10 protein-coding genes are annotated in these 17,535 nt (G+C 61.6%); 1 reads left to right on the forward strand and 9 read right to left on the reverse strand.

The genetic code is table 11. From position 1 onward, the window contains the following. The first annotated feature begins 55 nt into the window (after positions 1–55). Complete coding sequence (locus tag V7M64_RS02270; protein ID WP_333676734.1) at positions 56–229, forward strand: hypothetical protein; 174 nt, start codon at positions 56–58, stop codon at positions 227–229. On the opposite strand, the gene V7M64_RS02275 is transcribed toward V7M64_RS02270, so the two are convergent. From V7M64_RS02275 to V7M64_RS02315, 9 genes are all read right to left on the reverse strand, one after another. Then, complete coding sequence (locus V7M64_RS02275; RefSeq protein ID WP_333676735.1) at positions 230–8,416, reverse strand: PLxRFG domain-containing protein; 8,187 nt, start codon at positions 8,414–8,416, stop codon at positions 230–232. Between the two features lie 110 nt (positions 8,417–8,526). Next, positions 8,527–10,149, reverse strand: coding sequence for a hypothetical protein (locus tag V7M64_RS02280; RefSeq protein ID WP_333676736.1), 1,623 nt, complete (start codon positions 10,147–10,149; stop codon positions 8,527–8,529). Positions 10,150–10,161: 12 nt separating this feature from the next. After that, positions 10,162–11,298 carry a hypothetical protein gene (locus tag V7M64_RS02285; RefSeq protein WP_333676737.1) on the reverse strand — a complete coding sequence of 379 codons (1,137 nt, stop codon included), beginning with the start codon at positions 11,296–11,298 and terminating at the stop codon, positions 10,162–10,164. Beyond that, positions 11,298–12,617 carry a hypothetical protein gene (locus tag V7M64_RS02290; RefSeq protein WP_333676738.1) on the reverse strand — a complete coding sequence of 440 codons (1,320 nt, stop codon included), beginning with the start codon at positions 12,615–12,617 and terminating at the stop codon, positions 11,298–11,300. Before V7M64_RS02290 ends, V7M64_RS02285 begins: the two co-directional genes overlap by 1 nt. Then, positions 12,617–13,108 (reverse strand): hypothetical protein, encoded by a 492-nt coding sequence (locus V7M64_RS02295; protein ID WP_333676739.1) that lies wholly within the window; start codon positions 13,106–13,108, stop codon positions 12,617–12,619. The genes V7M64_RS02290 and V7M64_RS02295 overlap by 1 nt, the downstream gene beginning before the upstream one ends. Before the next feature lie 244 nt (positions 13,109–13,352). After that, on the reverse strand, positions 13,353–13,970 hold the full coding sequence (locus V7M64_RS02300; protein ID WP_333676740.1) for a hypothetical protein: 618 nt from the start codon (positions 13,968–13,970) through the stop codon (positions 13,353–13,355). 10 nt (positions 13,971–13,980) lie between these two features. Further along, entirely contained in the window at positions 13,981–14,439 is a 459-nt protein-coding gene (locus V7M64_RS02305; protein WP_333676741.1) for a hypothetical protein, read from the reverse strand. 10 nt (positions 14,440–14,449) lie between these two features. Further along, entirely contained in the window at positions 14,450–14,914 is a 465-nt protein-coding gene (locus V7M64_RS02310) for a hypothetical protein (RefSeq protein WP_333676742.1), read from the reverse strand. Further along, positions 14,914–17,535, reverse strand: a complete 2,622-nt coding sequence (locus V7M64_RS02315; RefSeq protein ID WP_333676743.1) for a hypothetical protein — start codon at positions 17,533–17,535, stop codon at positions 14,914–14,916. Before V7M64_RS02315 ends, V7M64_RS02310 begins: the two co-directional genes overlap by 1 nt.

Here is a 17,535-nt window from a genome sequence, read left to right on the forward strand (position 1 = left end):
ACCCATCTACTCCATCATGTTCGGCTATGTGACGCGCTCGGCCGACAATCGGTGGATGGCTACCATCTTTCCCGGCGGCCGTGGTACCCGGCCCGACTTCGTGGTCCGCTACGCGAGCCGCGCGCACGCTATTCGACAGTTCGAGCGCTGGGCAACGTTCAACTGGGAACGCCTACCTGCGCAGGATCTCGGCCATGGTGCCGGCGCCCCACGACTGCCGCGTCTGTGACTACTGGTCCACTCCCACCGCTTCCCGCACGCTGCTGGCGATCCGCTTGTTCAGCACGATCCCGTTGACGGCCTGCTCCGAATGCTGCGCCCGCGTGCGCATGCTGTCACGTAGCGCGCTCATCCTGATGGCAATCTCAGGGTTAGCCTGGTTGAAGTCCTGGATCTTCGAGATCACGTCGCTTTGCCCATCCTGGTCGCCGGCGGCCGTGGCCATGGCGAACGCATTCATCAGGGACGTGCGCCGCGACTGGATCTGCTGGCTGTAATTCTCCAGCGCCGAGTTGAGTCGCATCTGGTCCGCCACGCGGGTGGGCGTGAAGCCCATGGCCTGGATCAGGTCCTCCGGCACGCTGATGTCTGGCACGATCGGGTCACCCTTCAGCGTGTTCACACCATCGTTGGCGTACCGCATGGCCTTCATCGCGTTCTTGGCAGCCGTCGGCATCATGGTTTCGACACCTCGCCAGACGTTGCCCTGGTTGTATTGCTGCGCGCCGACGTACATGTTCTTGACCATGGCACCCAGCGGTCCGGCGATCGACTCCAGCAGGTTGTCGTACGCCGACTCGCCTTCCAGTTGCCGATCGGCATCGCGGAACCACAGATCAGACATGCTGGTGCGGCCGGCGATATCAGCACCCAGCTTGTTGGCCGCGCCGTCGGCGATCAGGCTGGCCGCCGTGTCGCCCAGGTGCTCGCCCAGCCATCCACGGAACTCCGTATCGAAATCCCAGGGCTCGTTCGGGTCGCCCGTCACGGCATGGACAGCGTTGCCGCCGGCCTTCAGCGCGTTGTACATGGGCAAACCCATGGCGCCGGCGAGCAGTGCCGTCATGCCGGTGAGTCCAGTCAGCGTCTTGCGTGCGACCGCGCGTACCTCGGGCGACTCGGCCTTGAACGCCTGGTAGAAGTTGCGCCCCCATAGCCAGCTCATTGCCAGGGCGTAGCTCTTGAACTGAAGGGCGATCTTGGCCAGGTTGCCCTGCATGTAGCGGGCACGGTTGGCGTTGCTGTAGTCGCCGTGCGTGCCGTTGGTCATCTCGTCGGCGTACTTCACGGCTTGCTCGAAGGACTGCCCCTTCATGCGTCCAAGCCGGTAGGCGGCCATGCCGGTGGCTTCGCGGTTGATCAGCTCGCTGGTGTGGAACATGTAGCTCACCGCACCCATGACCTTTGCCCACGCTGGGTTCGATTTGAGCAGGTCCCCTTCGCTCAGGCCCGCAAGTGTGTGCGTGCCGGTGCGCTGGAAGGTGCCTTGCGCCTGCAGCGCCTTGTGCGCCAGCAGCTCTTCGCCCTGCAGGACCCGATCGATGTGGCCACCCGTGCGAATGGCATCGCGCGTTGCCGCGCCCAGCACACGCATGGCGGCTGGCCATCCATGGTGTGCACCGAGTACCGGCAGGACGATCTGCGGCATCTGCAGCAGGTACGTGATGGCCGATACCGGGCTTGCGCTGAGGTGGTACGCGAATGCGATGCTCGATAGCTTGCTGGCCAGTTTGCTGTTGTTGGGATTGAGGATCCAGTCGTTGCGCCGGCGCAGTTCACCCATCAGTGCATCAGCGTGCGACGCCTTGGCGACATTGGCATCGCTGGTCATCCGCCAAGCATCCAAGCGGGCTTTCATCTGCTCCATGGTGTCGCCGAGTTGCCAGCCATAGCGCATGCGCGAGATTTGGTGAGCACCATGGAAGACGCTGCTGGCAAAAGCGCGCGGCACGTTATCGGTATAGCCGGCGACGTTCTTGCGGTGAATACCTCGCTTCTGCAGCGATAATTCCGGCAGCGTCTTGAGGAACATCTGGTTGATCTCGTCAACCACTCGCTCCGGTGCGCCGCTCTTCGCCAAGTGATCAGTCAGTTGACGGATGAACGAACCGCTGGGCGCCTCCTTCGCTCGGTACGTGTTGTCTTGGCGCCCTACCTGCTCGATCTCGGCATCCGATGCCTTAAAGCGCTGCTCGGCTTCTTGGGCCTGCTTGGCGTTCTCATACTTGGCAAAGAAGTACTCGCCATCCTTGGTTTGGCCGGAGATCCAGAAATCGCCAAAGCGCATCAGTGGGAAATAGACACCGTTGACCTTGGCGTCATCGAAGTTTTGCCGGATCTGGGCGATCGCCGCTAGCTTGTTCTGCTTGGGAATATCCAGGCCGTTGATGCGCTCTTCGACTGCCTTCTGAAGGTCTTCCGACTGCTCGCGGTAGTGATCGCGCATCATGCCGAACATCTCTTTGGCTTGCGGCGATAGAGCATTCCACTTGGCGACCAACTGGGGATATTTCTGCTGACGCGTGCGCTCGCGCGAGGGCAGTGACTTCAGGTCCTTGATCTCATCCACGAAGGCCTGCTTATCGTCGCCACTACGGCCGCGCATCTGGCCCTGCAGCTCTTTGATGCGTTCCTTTCGCAGCGGCTCGGTCCACGGCATCTGCTCGCCGCGGCTGTCGCGCATCAGCAAGCGCTCGTACGCATCCGTGGGATCGACGCCCAGCTGCGTCACCTGGTGCATGAACTGGAACAGATTCTTGGCTTCCGCTTTCAGTTTGCCGCGCCAGCCAGCCGGGCCACTTTCGAACGCCCATTTCTGCAGGCGCTGCGCCTTCTCTGCGCCGTCGGTGATCATCTTGTTGCGATCACCATCCATCTTCTGGAAGGTATCGCCGTAACGGCGCGCATTGCTCTTGAGCACATCAACATCGCTCGCCAGCTCGAGCACATGGCGCAACTGCAACGCACCCAATGCTGCCGGTTCCATGTCGCGAGCTTTGCCGCTGATCCAATCCTTTGCTTGCTGCATAACACCTGCATCCTGCTTGGGAAGCGCTTCATGCATCGACTCGATCGAAGCAGCCGCTTGGCTGAAGGGTCGCCGCGGCTTGCCGGGTTCTTCTGGCTCGCCGCTGTCGTCCACATCACGCCGGAAGTAGATGCTCGGATTGGCTTTGTCGAAGGTGCCGCGGTTCTCGCTGGCTGACTTGATCTGTTCCGGATGGAAAGCCACCCAGGTATCCGATTCGGGCACGTGGATGCCGTCGTAGCCTTCAGCTTCCAGCTTGTCGCGGAGCGCCTGCGCTTGTTCCGTGGACTTGATCGCCTGCGCGTCCTTCAGTGGCAGCTCGTAGGGCTTCTGCACCGACAGGTACGCATCCACAACACGTTGGTCGGCTGGACGCCCTTCGCTGGCGTTCGTCGCGTAGCGCTCTGCTAGCGCGCGATCAGGCGTGAAGTAGTGGCCGAGCGGTGAAGTGTCGTGGCCGGTTGCCTCGCCGCTCTTATTCTTGTCAAAGACCGAGAAATCCTCGCCAGTGCCGTGATACACCGGCAGCGGCTTACCGTCGCTGTCGACGACCTTCGAGTCACCAAAGAATTTCTTGAACTCAGGGCTGTCGGTTACGCCCAGGCTTCGCGACGTGCCCGGCTGATGCTCGCCGGCGGATGCGTCGGATATTCCTCGCTCTCCTGCGCCAGATGCTTCAGCTCCGGATCGATCGCCAGCTGGGCCCTCGCCCAAGCCCCGAAGGTCCGGAATTCGTTTCGCAAGGATTCGATCTCGGAGGGTGTCAGGTGACAGACGTCCGCCGTCGTACGTGAGCATGGTGCGCGCTTCGGATTCGGTAAGGCCGTCGTAGCCGTAACCGAATTCGCGCTTGAACCATCCTTCGATGCGACCAAAGCGTTCACGTACCTGTCCGAGAGTATCGGGAAACAGTGCCAGCTTGCGGGAATAGTCCTTGCCGGTCAAGGCTGTGGCCAGCACCACGCGGCCGCCTTCCCGCTCGATATGCGTCTTCAGCTGCGCCAGCGTGCCGCCCTGGCCTAGTGTGTCGTCCAGCAGGATGTAGTAGCGGCCGCGCTCAACCTCGCCACCAAAGCGCGGCTGGTTCGCCAGACGATGCATGGCGCCCGAACCACCTCGGGAAACTTTGTCCAGCTGGGTAATCTCGTGGTTCGCCTCGCCTCCGAGCTTGTGCGCCAGCAGCTCGGCGGCGGCGGCCGGGATCTTGTTGTTACCAGAGGCCTCGCGCGCTTCCACCGGCACCACGATCGGATCGTGCACGTCCTCGGGCAGCGAGCGCTTGACCTTGGCGACGAACTCGTCGGTGACGGCATCCTTAGCCAGAAGCATGGCTGCTGGTCCGTCGCCCGCTTTAGCCTTGGCATATTCCGGGTGCTCACGTACGAAACCCGGCGTGTGCGCGGTCACGACGTTGGGGAAGTCCTCGCTCCAGCCATCCCGTGAAAAGGCCATGGCCGCCCGGCCCTGCACGCGCTCGGCATAGGACTCGCCGTGCTCCAGGAAGTCCTTGGACTTGGCCAGCAGCTGCCGCAGCTCGGCATCATTGAATTTAAGGCTCGGCAATACCTTGCGCAGGAACTGGCGAACGCCCGAGACAACGCGATCAAGTAGCCCATTGCGGACGCCCTTCTCCGCCATGACCGCGAGCGTTTCCCGCGCGAAGGTGTCGGCATCCACGCCGGGATAGCGCTTGTGCACGTCAGCCAGCACGCGCTGCATGGCGTCGCCGCCGGCTTTTTTCTGTTCCAGGCCCTCAATGCTATCGCGGATCTTCTGCCATGCATCGGCGCCCAGCTCGCGGCCGACGATCCGATCGATGCCGTAATGACCGATGGCTTCGTGCGCCAGCGTTTTTGCCAGATCGGCACGGCCGGCGTCGGTATCGGGGTGACGGTCGGCAACCAGCCAGATGCCTTTGCCGTCGTACGCGCCCTTCGCCGTTTTGTAGCCGGGATCGGTCTTGAAGCGCGCCGGCAACTCGTCGGCCGTGGCCACGACATGCACGCCAGGCAGGTCGTTGCCTTTCCAGTCCTTTGTAAGCTCGGCGACGGTGTCGTTGATGCGATCCTCGTGATCGCGCTGCGCATCGGTGACTTCCTGTACCTCTGCCGATTTGCGAAACAGAGGCGCAGCTTCTCCAGGCTTCGTTGCCGCCTTCGCCGCCTTTTCGGGCAGCTTGGGAGGTCCCAGCACCTTCAACAATTCCTTGTTGTTCGGCATGGTGCTGTGCGAGCGGATGGGTTCTTCGCGACCACTGCGATCACGCAGAGGGTTGCCATCTTTGTCGACCTCTTGGACCTTTACGCTCCAGCTTCCATTGTTCCAGTCAAACGAGTGAACACGATCATTGCCGGCATACGCCGCAACGATCTTGCCGGGCTTGAAGTACGCTTCGAGGGTCTCGCGCGCACCTGGAATGTATTCAAGCTTGCCGCCTACGACCCGCGCCTTCGCTCCACTGGTGGTGATACCACCACGCTTTGGCGCTTCCTTTGCAACGGATGGTTTATTCTCTTTCTTGGGCGCTTCGGTCACCTTTACCGGTTCAGGCTCTGGCGTGCGCTCCGCTGCTGGGCGAGTGGTATCTCCATTCTTCAACCAGTCCTTGAACTCGTCCATGTCCATGGCATGTACGGGGCCGACTTTCCAGCCCTTATCGAAGTTGGACTTGTACGCCGCAATCGCATCCTTTTTCGACGTGAAGCCAAGCATTGCTTTGTGCTCATCGAAGCCGCGCGTCTTCTGGTCGAGCTGATCGACCACGTAGACCTTCGTGCTTTCCGCTTTAGGTCCGATGTACACATCGACATGTTCGCCGTCGGCACCTTCCGTGCGCTTGATGTACCCGTAGTGATCGGACATCTCGTGCGACCAGGTCGAACCATCTTCGCGCTGACCGCTGCGGGTCGAACCGCGCGGGTTCTCGATGCTGATGTCGAGACCGTGCAGCGAGACGTGACCCTTCTGGTAATTGCCTGCTTCCTTCTGGGCTTGCGTCGGCTCGGGAAGATCGTTGTGCGGCGAGAGGGCGGCCTGGGCGGCAGCTGATTCCACTTTTTCGGCCGGCGTCGAAGGGCTTTCCTCTGCCTGTGGGCGGGCGCGTTCGGTTGCCTGTTCGGCATAGCGCAGTTGCTTGGCCTTCAGCCGCTGCGCATCACCTGCATCGTTGACCAGGCTATGCACCAGCTTGTCGCCGGCCCGAACGCTCTGCAGCTTGTTGTAGCCCTTACTGATCAGCTGATCGACGTGCGCTTGTCCGTTGACCTCGCCTTCTGGCGTTTTCACACGCACGCTGCGTGCGTCTTCGGCCGCGGTGTCGGGCTTACGCACAATCTTCCGTTCAGAAGCAGCAACCCCGCCAACAGGCGGGGTCTCAGTCTTGGGCTCTTTGGCGGCTACTTCTTCTTGTCGCTGTACCTGGTTACTGGCGCCTGATTCGGCTTGCGCTGGGCGTTGTAGATCTTCGCTGCCTTCTGCTCCGCTGTTTCCATCGGCATGTGACGTTTCAGGAACGCTTGCTTGATCGCTTCGTACTTCTGCGGCATGGCCGTCTCCTTCGTTGGCGGCATCGGCGGTCGTTGGCTCGATACCATTGGCGAGTGAAGACTCGCCCTGGTTGACGTAGGGCTTCGCATCGAGATCCGCTGGCGTCTGGCCAGATCCAGGCGCTTCCTTGCGTGCGGCGTCGATCCCTTCTTGAAGCGCAGCCTGATATTTCTCAGGGTCAACGCCGTAGTGATCGGCGACGTACTTGTTCTCGGACAGCGTCGCGATGTCGTGCGCCGGGCCGTAGTCAAGGCTCTTGCCTTCCTTCAGATCGGAAAGCACCTGTGGCGGCAGCTCGTCGGGTGACTTCAAGCCAGCGCGTTCGGCAAGTCCCTGCAAATCCGCATCGGACATCGGCGCAGTGAGATGCATGAGCGGATATTCGACACTCTCGTGGTACGCCACGGCATCGTGCGCGTTCACATCCTTCCCATCGACCTTGACGTTCTGTGGCAGCGCAGGATCGAGATAGATGGTGCGCCCATCGCTGGCTACGCCGCCGGCGTACGGCACGCGCTTGGTGTTGTCCACAGGCGTCCATGGGTGCAGCGGCTGACCGGGATTATCGCCGCTCGTGCCGAGCATGCTGGTTGCCGCCGAAGCTTCGCCCGGTGTTTCCGGCGCCGCGTCTGGCGTGCGAGGCTGCATCGCTGCGCGCTCCGCCGAGGCCAGATTGTCCTGCGCCAGTTTGAGCGCGCCCTTCCTCGCTGCGGCGACATCGGTCTGCGGAACATTCCACTCGCGGGCCAACTGCGTTGGAACGATGCGCATGTCGTCCGTCGCCGCGTACTGCGCCGCCATGTGGTCTGCCATAGCTTGCGTGAGCTGATCCTTCGTCGGTGCTGTGATTTCGCCCGTATCGGGATTGATCCATGGCGGCACAGCTGGGGCTACGCGATTGGACGCCTGCGACGTTTGCTCTGCTGCCGGAGCCGGCGCTGCTCCTGCCTGAGGTTGTGCAGGCGATGCCTCGGTGGGGTTCAACGATGGACGCTGAAGCGTTGAGGTCCGCGCATTGGATTCCGCAATGGTGTTGGCGGCATCAGCCATCGATCCAGGCTGCGCTTCGGGATATGGCACATGGGCATGCGGCACCAGTCCAAGGCCCGCACCGAGCGCCGTGGATAGCAGCGCGCCGGTACCGACCGGCTGGCCGTTGACCAGGTTCTGCGCTTCGTTGACTCCTTCGCCAGCGATAGCACCGGTGAGAGCGCGCTTCAACACACTGCCGCGGCCACCCATCGGTACCAGGTTGGCGGCGGTGTCGAACAAGCCCTTGCCCAACAGTGCCGCCGTGGATTCGGGTTGCTGCCCAGCAGCTTCTTGCTGCGCGGCTTCGCTGCCCGCTTGCGTGAGGCCCAGTGTGGCGGCGCCCTGTAGTGCGGGACGCGTTAGGTACGGCGCAACCTTCGACAGGATGCCTGGCGCGGCGGCTGCCCCTTCCATTTCTGGCACCTCGCCGCCACTCAACACCGCGGCCGAGATTTGCGCGCCAAGACCGGATAGCGCTTGCGTGACATTTGAACCCAAACCTGCGCTTTGCGGTGCCTCGAATTGCGCCTGCCGCTGCGCCAGCGGTGTCGTAACGTTTCGCTTCAACCATGCTTCGCCACTTGGGCTGACGACGCCTACGCCGCGCTGCGCAAGTTCGGCCGCGCCGGTGGCGACGCTGTTGGCTGCGCCACCGAGACCACGTGTGACAGGGTTGTCGACCAGATAGCCGAGACCTTGCCCGTAATCCTGCTGGCCAGTGCCTTGCAACTGAGAGCGAACCCAGCCTCCGATGCCGGAGGGTGGCTTCAGCTGAGCCTGGGGCGTTGCGGCGGCCGATGCACCATCCAAGACGAATCCTGGTGGTGCAGTAGGCGACCGAAGCGTTGGTGACGGACTGCCGTTGCTGCCACCGTTGTCGTCAAGCATGAAGCCAGATGGTGGCTGGAGATTATTGGCCATTAGAGCGCCACCCACTGCCCATTGATGTTGACGACGCTCTGTCCGGTCTTCGGATTCGTCGCCGTCGGGAGACCCATCGTCTTCGCGGCCTGCATACGCCATGCGGAATAGTCGGATGCCGTGGGTGCGGGCTTATCCTTTGTTGGCATGAAGTTCTTGCCGAATTCGAGTGCTGCTTTGTTGAGATCGTCCGTGACCTGATCCGTACGCTTTGTCGCTGCATCATCCTTCGGCTGGAATGCCTTCGCCGGTTGGCCATTCGACAACGTGGCCGTCCGCACGTCCCCAGTGATCGGATCCATGGTGGCAATCGTGCCGTCGGAGAGCGTGAGCGGGTGTCGTTCGCGATACAGCTGAGCGAGCTTGCCCGGCATCATGGCTTCCTGCAGTCCGTACTGTCCGCGCAGGTTTTCCTGCTGCAATGCCTGTTGTCCTTGCTGACTAAGCTGTGCGGATTTGGTGGCGGCATCCTGATCAAGCGTGTCGGCCTGGTTCACGGCACTGGTGTACTGGCCGAGCCGCTGCAATGCCGCTCTGCGGTTCTCGCTACTTCCCGATTGCGCATCGACGCCGAGGTTGTGTGCCACGGTGCCGGCAGCACTTCGCCAGTCGCCACTGGCGATATCGGCCGCATTTGCGCGCGCGTAATCCGATGCGCTGGGCGTGAAGCCGGTGCCGGCGTTTTGCATATTGCGCACGAGCGTAGCGACTCGCTGGTCCGTGGATGGTGTGTAGCCGAGCGCATCGCTGGCCAGTGGACCTGCGTTGTGGTCGTAGGTGCTGAGTTGCGAGCCGAGGTTCTGGATGTCGGCATCCGTCATCGTGCGTGGCACGCTGCCTGCGCGCCCAGGAATGCCCGAACTGCCATCACTGAAGGTGGGAACTCCATTGACCATCGCGCCGTAATTCAAGCGGCGGCCACCTGACAGTGTTACGCCTTGATCGACCAGTGAAGGTCGTGGCCCAAGCGTCGTCTGCACGGCACCCGTGACGTTGGCCAGGGATGGTTGCGGGCCGCGGACCACGGCAGCCGGATTCGTTACCGTCGTGGGATCAACGGGTGCGCTGGCCACTCGCGAGAGATAGGCCTTTGCTTGTGGCGCAGCCGCAGCTACCTGCGCTGGCGTGAGTGTGTTGGCGTTCGGTGATCCGTTGCCAAAATCGAGAGCAGAGAAGCCATCACCCCCCCAGCCACCGACGACACCGGTTCCCGGCGCGGCTGGCCCCGGCGAAACCGTGGGTACGCTGGGCAGACTGAGAGATGCCCGCTGTAGCGTTGCAGCTTCTCGCTGCGCTGGCCTCGAGCGTTGGGTGACGACGCTGCCCGTGACATTCGATAGATCGGGGTGTGGAATGCCTGCATCAGCAAGCGCCATCGGCGAACCTGGTGCCGGCGCACTGCCCTCGGGAAAGCCTTTCGTGATTGTGACAGGTCCCAGCTTGAACCATGTATTGTCGTTTGTCTTTGCTGCTGGCGACGGCGCAGGCGCTCCCTGATAACCATTCGCAGCGTTCCACTTCAATACAGGCAGCGCGCTCTGTGCGTTCGGTGCGTTGTTCTTGGACTCATCGTCCAATATGCCCTGATCGATACCCGCCAGGCCAGGAAAGTTGTTAGCCATGATTGCCCCCTATCAGGACGTGGAATCCATCTGACCGTAGTAGTCGACGCGCAAGCTGTAATCGACAGCTTCGCTTGTCTGGCTGGAGACCGTCGCACCGATGTTGACCGCGCTCATCGCTGCTGATGCAAGCCGCGCACCGACATCCGCCAGGGCTTGTTTCACCTGAAGCATGACGGAGGTGATGTACTTCATCTGCTCGAAGAGCTGGTCCTGACGCTTCATTTCGGTGTCGACGATCGCCTGCTGCTGTGCCACATTAAGCTGGAATCGCCGCTCATCGTACGCGCCGGCCGCTGTCGCGACCTGCGCACTTGCCTTGTAGACCTCCACTTGCGCGTCGAATTCTCTCAGCGCGGTATCGACGATCGCGATCTCGGCTTTCAGACGTGTGTCGTAAAGCTCGACCTGCGCACGCCATCCATCCAGAACCAGACGGTTCTGCTCGATGGCCACCTGCATGTTGGAGATCTCAAGCTGCGATTGGGCGCGGTAAAGCTCGATGTTCTGACCTTCGGCTTGGATGGCTGACGTCACCGCAAAACGCAGGTTCTCGATGGCGATGGTTTGCTCTTGAATGTAGACGTCGCGATTGATCTGCTGCCGCTTGTTCCTCGCATCGGCACGTGCTTCCGTCACGCGTTTGTTGAGTAGCCCGTTCGGTTCCTCGAATCCCCGCGACGCGTATTCGTCGAAGGCCTGCGAGATCGCGCGCTGCTCTTCGGCATAGGCTTCGCTATACGCCCTATTGCGCATCGCCTGGGCGACCGATGCCGGCAGCGGGTTGCCACCCAGCAGCGTCATAAGCGTGCTGCGAATCGTGCTGGCCAAGTCCGAGACGTATTGCAGGGGCGGGACGACGGGCACGGTGATCACCGGTGGTGTTCCCGGATCCGGCGGCGGTGTCAGCGTCAGGTCGCCCGGTGCATTGGGCGCGGCAAGCGTGGGAAAGCCACTCAAGGCCAACTGCGGCGAAAAGTTCGCGTTGAAGTTGACCGATGACACCGGCAGGTTGGCGATCTCGCTTGCCAGCAATTGCGCGGTCGCAAAGGCCTGCTGCGCGATCCCCGACCACTTATCGTAGGCATCGTAGACGATCGGTTCCGCACCGGTGGCCGCCGGGTAAAGAAGTGCGGGCTGGCTCGACATCAGATCAATCTCCCGGTGAGGACCATGGGTAGTGCCAGGACGTCATAGAGTTCGAAGTCGCTGCCCGTGGGGTCGTTGCAAAGCTCGAACTGCCAGTACACCGAGCGAAAACCGCGACCGATATCCACGCGGTGCTCGCGCGGGTCGCCCGGCCGTCCCTGCTGCATGCGGTAGGTGTAGGTGCAAAGTTCGCCATCGAACGTCGTGGCCTGCACGCGCATGTACAGGTCGCCTTGCGCGCTCGTGCCCAGATAGGCCCTGTCGATGCGCTTCAAGCTGGACGTACCGAAATTCTTTAGGCCGGTGATGATCGACGTCTGGATCGCGGCACCGTTATCCGTCTCGGCGCTGAGCAGGTAGATGCCCGTAGCACACGCACCATACAGCTGACCGCCGATCATCGCGTAGCTGTTGAACGGGAAGTTCGAATAGCTGCGCATCGCCTTCGTTTCGGCTGTCATCACCCACGCAGTGTAGGTGTCCTGCCCGGTGCTTAGCGATACCCCGACATGAAATCCGTCGCGGATACCGGCCAGGATTTTGGCGATCTCACTGATGCCATCGGCCATCACCAGCGTATCGTTGAGGAAGACGGTGATCTGGGCAGAACCGGCAAGCGTAGCGCTGGCCAGGAAGTGATCTACCAAGCCCATTCGCACGATCAATGCCGCCACATCGGCAAGGCTCATCGTATCCATGAGTCCTTGCAGCACGCGCGCCAGCGCGCTGGACCGATCCGAGATTGTGAAGAAGTCCAGGAGCGCCAGGATGAAGTTGGCATCGGCCTGGTCGCCCAACCTCAACTGGTCAACGAGTGCATAGATCGGTAGCCCGCTGTTGGTGATGTTCAGCGTGGGACCCGCCAGGGCCAACACCATGCCGGAGAACGGAATCGGTGTGAGGACTTGGGCCTGGTGACCGCGCTGCGCCCTGACGATCGAGGTCTGGTCCGTGGCCAATGCACCGCGTTTGCGCGTCGCGGCAACACTGTCGTCATAGATCGTGGCCGCGATGGCGTTGGCTACATGGGCACGCTGTGCATTGACGAGACCGTAGGACGGCGCCAGCGATGCCGCCGCTGCGGTCGCAGCATGCAGATGCTTGGCGCCCACGAGGTCTAGAGCGCTACTCAATCGTGCTCGCTTGCGCCGTACCGCCTGCACAGTGGCCGTGGACGTCGTGCCTGCGTTGATCGTCGCGGCTCGGGCGCGTTGTCCTGTAACAATGGTTTCCGACACCGGAAGTGCGAATGCATGGTGGGCATGCGCGGCGGTGACCGATGCAGTGAGGCCTTCGTAGGCTTCGAAGATGATATCCATCAACTCAGCCCTCCCACGGCATCACCGCTTGCGTACATGCAAGCGCTGACCACGAGTGGCCCAGTGCTCTTTACAGCTGAGGTGTAAAGGAGCGTCCCATTCTGCAAATAACTGACAATGCCTCCCGAGCGGCGGATCTCGAACTTATCGCTACTGGCTCGCGCGACGGCCGATGTTTTAGGGACGCCGTGCTCGACGACCTGCACCATATCGCTACTGTTGGTCGACTGAAAATACAGGCCGAAGTCCAGTGTATCCGGAACGGTTTGATGCATTCGCGTCGACTTCAAGCCGATGACGGTGCCGATATCACCCGCCTGTACCACGAAGACGGTGTGCAGATTGCCATCGAGCTGCTGGATGCTGTTGGCACCTGCATTCCAGCCCACGACCGCCGTTGTCTTCACGTAGCCGGGCGCCGGTGCCACCGCTGGAATTTCCGGGCAAACCAGGCAGCCGGATGCATCGAAGCTGCAGTCGATCCCGCTCATGGATAGCACGCCGTTGTCACGGTGAGAACGGCGTAGCCATTCGGCAACGTGAAAGTAGACCCTTCCTTGAACGTGAAACTCTGCACGCCATAGGGGCCTTGGCAGATGTAGGTGACGTAACAGCCAGTCAATCCAGGCGCCGGTGATGGTGACGGTGCGGGCGCCCGAGGCGGGCACGTGCGGCTATAGGGCTGATAGGCGTTCCCTGGTACCGGTGGCACGTACGTTTGCTCGAACGGTTTGATCAGCACGGGCAGTCTCCGATCACCGCGCCGGTGACCGCTGAGATGGTGAATGTCGGGACACCGCTAAAGCCGCTCGGGAAGGAGAAAGAAAAACGCAGCTTGCCGCCCGTCACATTGATGGTGTTGGATGTTGGATCAAGCAGTGTCGCGCGGTAGGCCACCGAACCACTTCCCGTCTGGAACGACACATTGAGTGTTTGGGTCCATACGGCCGTTCCATTGGCATCAAGCAGCGTCACGGTACAACCTGACGAAAGCTGGTAAGACGCACTGGCGTTAGGGGTAACCGTCAACGTGCCTTGCAGCGTCCAGGATGCACCTGAGGCACCATTGGCGATGCATGCCGGCACCGGCGTCCGCGTCACTGCATTGCAGGGCACATCGAACGTCGCCGTCATACCTACAGGACCAAACGAACCCGACGCACTCTGCGAGAAGCTGGAGTAGTCGTTGAACGTGTCGGCGATATCGCCGGATGCAGGCGGCGTGAAGCAAGTTGGTAGCCCACCATTGCAGCAGCCTATGATACTCACATCCCATGTCGCTACGTTGAAAGCGGCCGGCGCCGCAGGGCAGTCTTCCACGCAGCCGACAAAGTCCGTCCAAAAGCAGCTCACCGGTCGATGCTCAGCTCAGGTTGAACAAGTTGATGTCTTGCTCGGCACCGGACACCAGCGCGACGGACGGCAGGATCATCTCCGCGCTCGAATCAACGCCGCAGGTGCCCTGCACGCGCGGATAGATGAAGGTGGTATCAGCCGTAGTGCCGTCGTCAGCGCTGTTCGCGCAGAAGCGCCAGAACGCCGCGTTGCCCGAGGCCGCGTTCGTGCCTTTCCACGCTTCCGATGCCGTCTTTGACAAGACGCCGTTGACGGCGGGCGTCGCGAAGGTCAAACCCGTCGCTCCCCCTGTCAAACTGATCTTGCACAACAACACCGCACTCGCATCGACAGCGGCGTCCGCACTGGCCGGGATGGTGCCCGCGTTGGTGCTGAAGATGTACAGAAAGCCGCCATCCAGCTGCGACTTCACGCTGCCGGTGGTGAAGGAGCCATTCGACAAAGCGGTAGACCAAAGACAGGACATGACGCGTACCTCAGAGTGGTGGAAGAGCGAAGACAAAAGCGTTGATCGGGTACTGCACGCCCGCTGTGAGCAGCGGCTGGGCCAAAATCATTTCGGCCGGTGCCGACGTGGTGCCGATCGCACCATCGATGCGGGGAAGCGTGAGGCTGTCGCCACCACCATCTACGCCGTTGGCGACGAGACGAAACCATCCGGCCGTGCCGCTCAGTGCTGCGGACAAGCGCCAGTTCTGACCCAGCGCGATTGACATGGACGACCCGAACAATTGGAACTCCAACCCATTGGCCGGTTGCCCGGCGACCCATGGCGCACCTTGGTTGGTAATCACGCCAAGCAGCGTGCCGACTTCGGCCGCATCTGCTGAACTTGGCTGTGTGCCCGCAAAGACGCGGATGGCTCCGTTCTTGAAAATGTCTGCGAAGGCATGCGGCCCAAGCAGCAGCTGCTTGAACGCCGTAGAGAGGTTGAGAGCCATTAGACAACCTTTGAGAAGATCAGCCAGTCATGGTCGGGAAGCGGGACACTGGCCAGTGCTCGGCCGCCTCGCGGGTTGAGTTGTGCGGCGGTCATCCAGGCCGCGTTATTGATGACGTCGTACGTGGAGACCCAGCAACCACAGTTGGTGTATGGCGGCGGTGCGACAGGCGGATCGCCCGAAAGCACACGGCAGCACTGCGGTACCGGACTCACCTGGTAACTGAAAATCCATTCGCCGAAGCGCTCGACCCAGTAGGCCTGCACCGTCGCGCTGTTCGCCGGCGATAACCATGTCAGGAAATCACTCGATCCCTCGACCGGTATCGTGCACGTAAAGACCGGACACACCACGACACCATCCGGGATCGGATACCAGTGCTCATCGATGAGCGCGCCACCCTTGAACATCCGAACACCATGCGCGTTGGCTGGCGTGAAGGGCCAGCACTGCTGCCAGTCGGGATTGACACCGATGATGCCTCCCGACTCGCCCGCGATGAATTCTGGCCGCATGCCAGCGACTACAAAAGCAGCCTGGCGGACATCTGCCACCAGCACGTCGCTGGGCGTGAAGTTTTGCGCTTTCGTTTTGAACTCGACCGCGTACTGCACGCAGTGCGTCAGGTCGGTAAACCACTGTGCGGATGCATCACCGATGCCAAGGTAATGGGTATCGGGCGAGTTGGCGATGCCTTCCGTTTCGTTGGTGTTGGCCACGAAGGCGAACACCAGCTCGTTGTTCGGTCCGTAATCGACCGCCTGCGCAATCGCGCGAAACTTCGTTATCGCACCCACGTTCGTCGCGGGCTGCGTCGGATTGCCGGTGTAGTCATGCCACACCACGCTGGTGCCCACATCGGCACCGTTGATCGCGAAGACCAGTTCTACCGCACGACCCTCCATGCCATTGGGCTGGCTTTGCCCGCGCGTATCGAGCGCACTGTAATCCGCGTAGGTGCCGTAATCGCGAAGGCAAACTGCCCGTGTTCCATCGCTGCTGAAACGCCACTGGCTGGCGTACTTCAGGCTGCTGCAGGTATCCGGCGGTAGCGTGCCACCCGTCGAAGGCGGTGGCATTGCTCCCATGTCGACGAGCGTGCCACCACGCCACCCCCAGGGATCCGTGGTGTCTGTGCCGCAGATCACCTGTTCCGGGTCAATACGCAGCGCGCGTACCGGCACGTCGGCCCACCAAACCCTCAGATAACGCGTCCATCCGTTGTGCGTGAAGTCCGAAGGCTGATCGGCAGGATGGTGGATCAACGCAATCAGGCGATCACTGTTGCCATTGGGCATGACACACGCACCCCAGACAAGCCCACCGTTGGGCGCCAGCGCGATCGCTCGCCCGCGGCTGAAGATATGCCGCCCCATGCCCGGCTCGACGTCGCTACTGGTAGGTGACGTCGCACGTGGATAGGTCAACCAACAATCGCCGACGGCATTGGTGAACTCGTACAGCGGCGAGAGCGGTGCGTCGGCGGTCCCATACGTGGCAGGGTAGGTTTCCCATGCCAGGTTCACGCTGGCGAAGCCGTGCCAGCTGAGTGGCGGCAACGCCTCATCGCTACTCTTCCATGCCATGTTGCCGGCGTGAATCCATCGGTCGTTGTCGGCAAGGGTGAGTGCGCAATACCCATTACAACAACCGGCGTCCGCGAGAGCCGACCGTCCGAAGTTGGCGACCAGTGGACTATCCGGAATATTCCATTCCGCAATGGCTGCCGCGGCGCTTCCCGTCACCGCCCGAAATTCGTACGTTGAGAAAACATCTTTGCGCGTGAAGCCTGTGAACGGTCCAACGATCCAGTCGGCACTGTAACCTTCCTTCGTCAAGCGGTCGTACGCGTTCTGGTACGTCGGCGGATACACCGCGCTGCTGGCGACATCGGTGCCATTTACCGCCATAAGACGCGCGGTGGTTTCCGCCAGGCGACCGTAACCACGCAGGCGCAAGGTTGCTGGCTGTTGGCCAGCGGCGACACGTACAGCGTTCAAGCCCTCGAACAAACCTTGCTGTACCGCGATGTTATCGGCTTGAAACAACGGCACGAAGGGAGCCAGTTCAAGCCGGAATGACGACCATGTACCTGTCGGCACCGTACCTTCTTGAGGCGAACCACCTTGATATTGCGGCCCACGAAGCGAGTAATACAGGAATGGCACCGCAACGGTTTCGCGCGGTCCATAGCCCGCATCAGGGTCCGCCGACAGCAGCACTTCACCCCACACGCCACCGGCCGTCCAGCGCGTCCTATCCAACCCTGGCGCCGTGTTTAGCGCATCGTAGGGTCCTGCACTCGCATCCGGAATGATGGGGATGCCGACGCCGAACGGCGCATCCGACCACGCCGGATAGACGACGAATCCGCGTGGCACCCAAAGCGACGAGCCGACTGCTGGCTGAGACGTCTGTTCTCCCGGTGCTGTGATGGTGACACGCGGTAGCCCATCCACCAGCTGCGCGTGGATGGTGGTCCCATCAGCAAGCCGCTGCGTTCGCTGTTGGATATCACCGATATCCACCATGCTGCCGACCAGCTTACGTGCAAGAGCAACAACGTTCGGCGGAACAGGTTGTGTTGAATTCAACCACCAGATGCCGTCGTACGAAGACAC

The sequence above is a fragment of the Dyella sp. genome, from assembly GCF_036746095.1.
Classification (GTDB): domain Bacteria; phylum Pseudomonadota; class Gammaproteobacteria; order Xanthomonadales; family Rhodanobacteraceae; genus Dyella_B.

What these genes read in the sequence shown, in the direction of transcription:
- V7M64_RS02285 (WP_333676737.1), bottom strand. Translation starts at nt 11,298, where the DNA reads ATGTCGAGCCAGCCCGCACTTCTTTACCCGGCGGCCACCGGTGCGGAA.
- V7M64_RS02295 (WP_333676739.1), bottom strand. Translation starts at nt 13,108, where the DNA reads ATGAGCGGGATCGACTGCAGCTTCGATGCATCCGGCTGCCTGGTTTGC.
- V7M64_RS02305 (WP_333676741.1), bottom strand. Translation starts at nt 14,439, where the DNA reads ATGTCCTGTCTTTGGTCTACCGCTTTGTCGAATGGCTCCTTCACCACC.
- V7M64_RS02280 (WP_333676736.1), bottom strand. Translation starts at nt 10,149, where the DNA reads ATGGCTAACAACTTTCCTGGCCTGGCGGGTATCGATCAGGGCATATTG.
- V7M64_RS02270 (WP_333676734.1), top strand. Translation starts at nt 56, where the DNA reads ATGGCTACCATCTTTCCCGGCGGCCGTGGTACCCGGCCCGACTTCGTG.
- V7M64_RS02290 (WP_333676738.1), bottom strand. Translation starts at nt 12,617, where the DNA reads ATGGATATCATCTTCGAAGCCTACGAAGGCCTCACTGCATCGGTCACC.
- V7M64_RS02310 (WP_333676742.1), bottom strand. Translation starts at nt 14,914, where the DNA reads ATGGCTCTCAACCTCTCTACGGCGTTCAAGCAGCTGCTGCTTGGGCCG.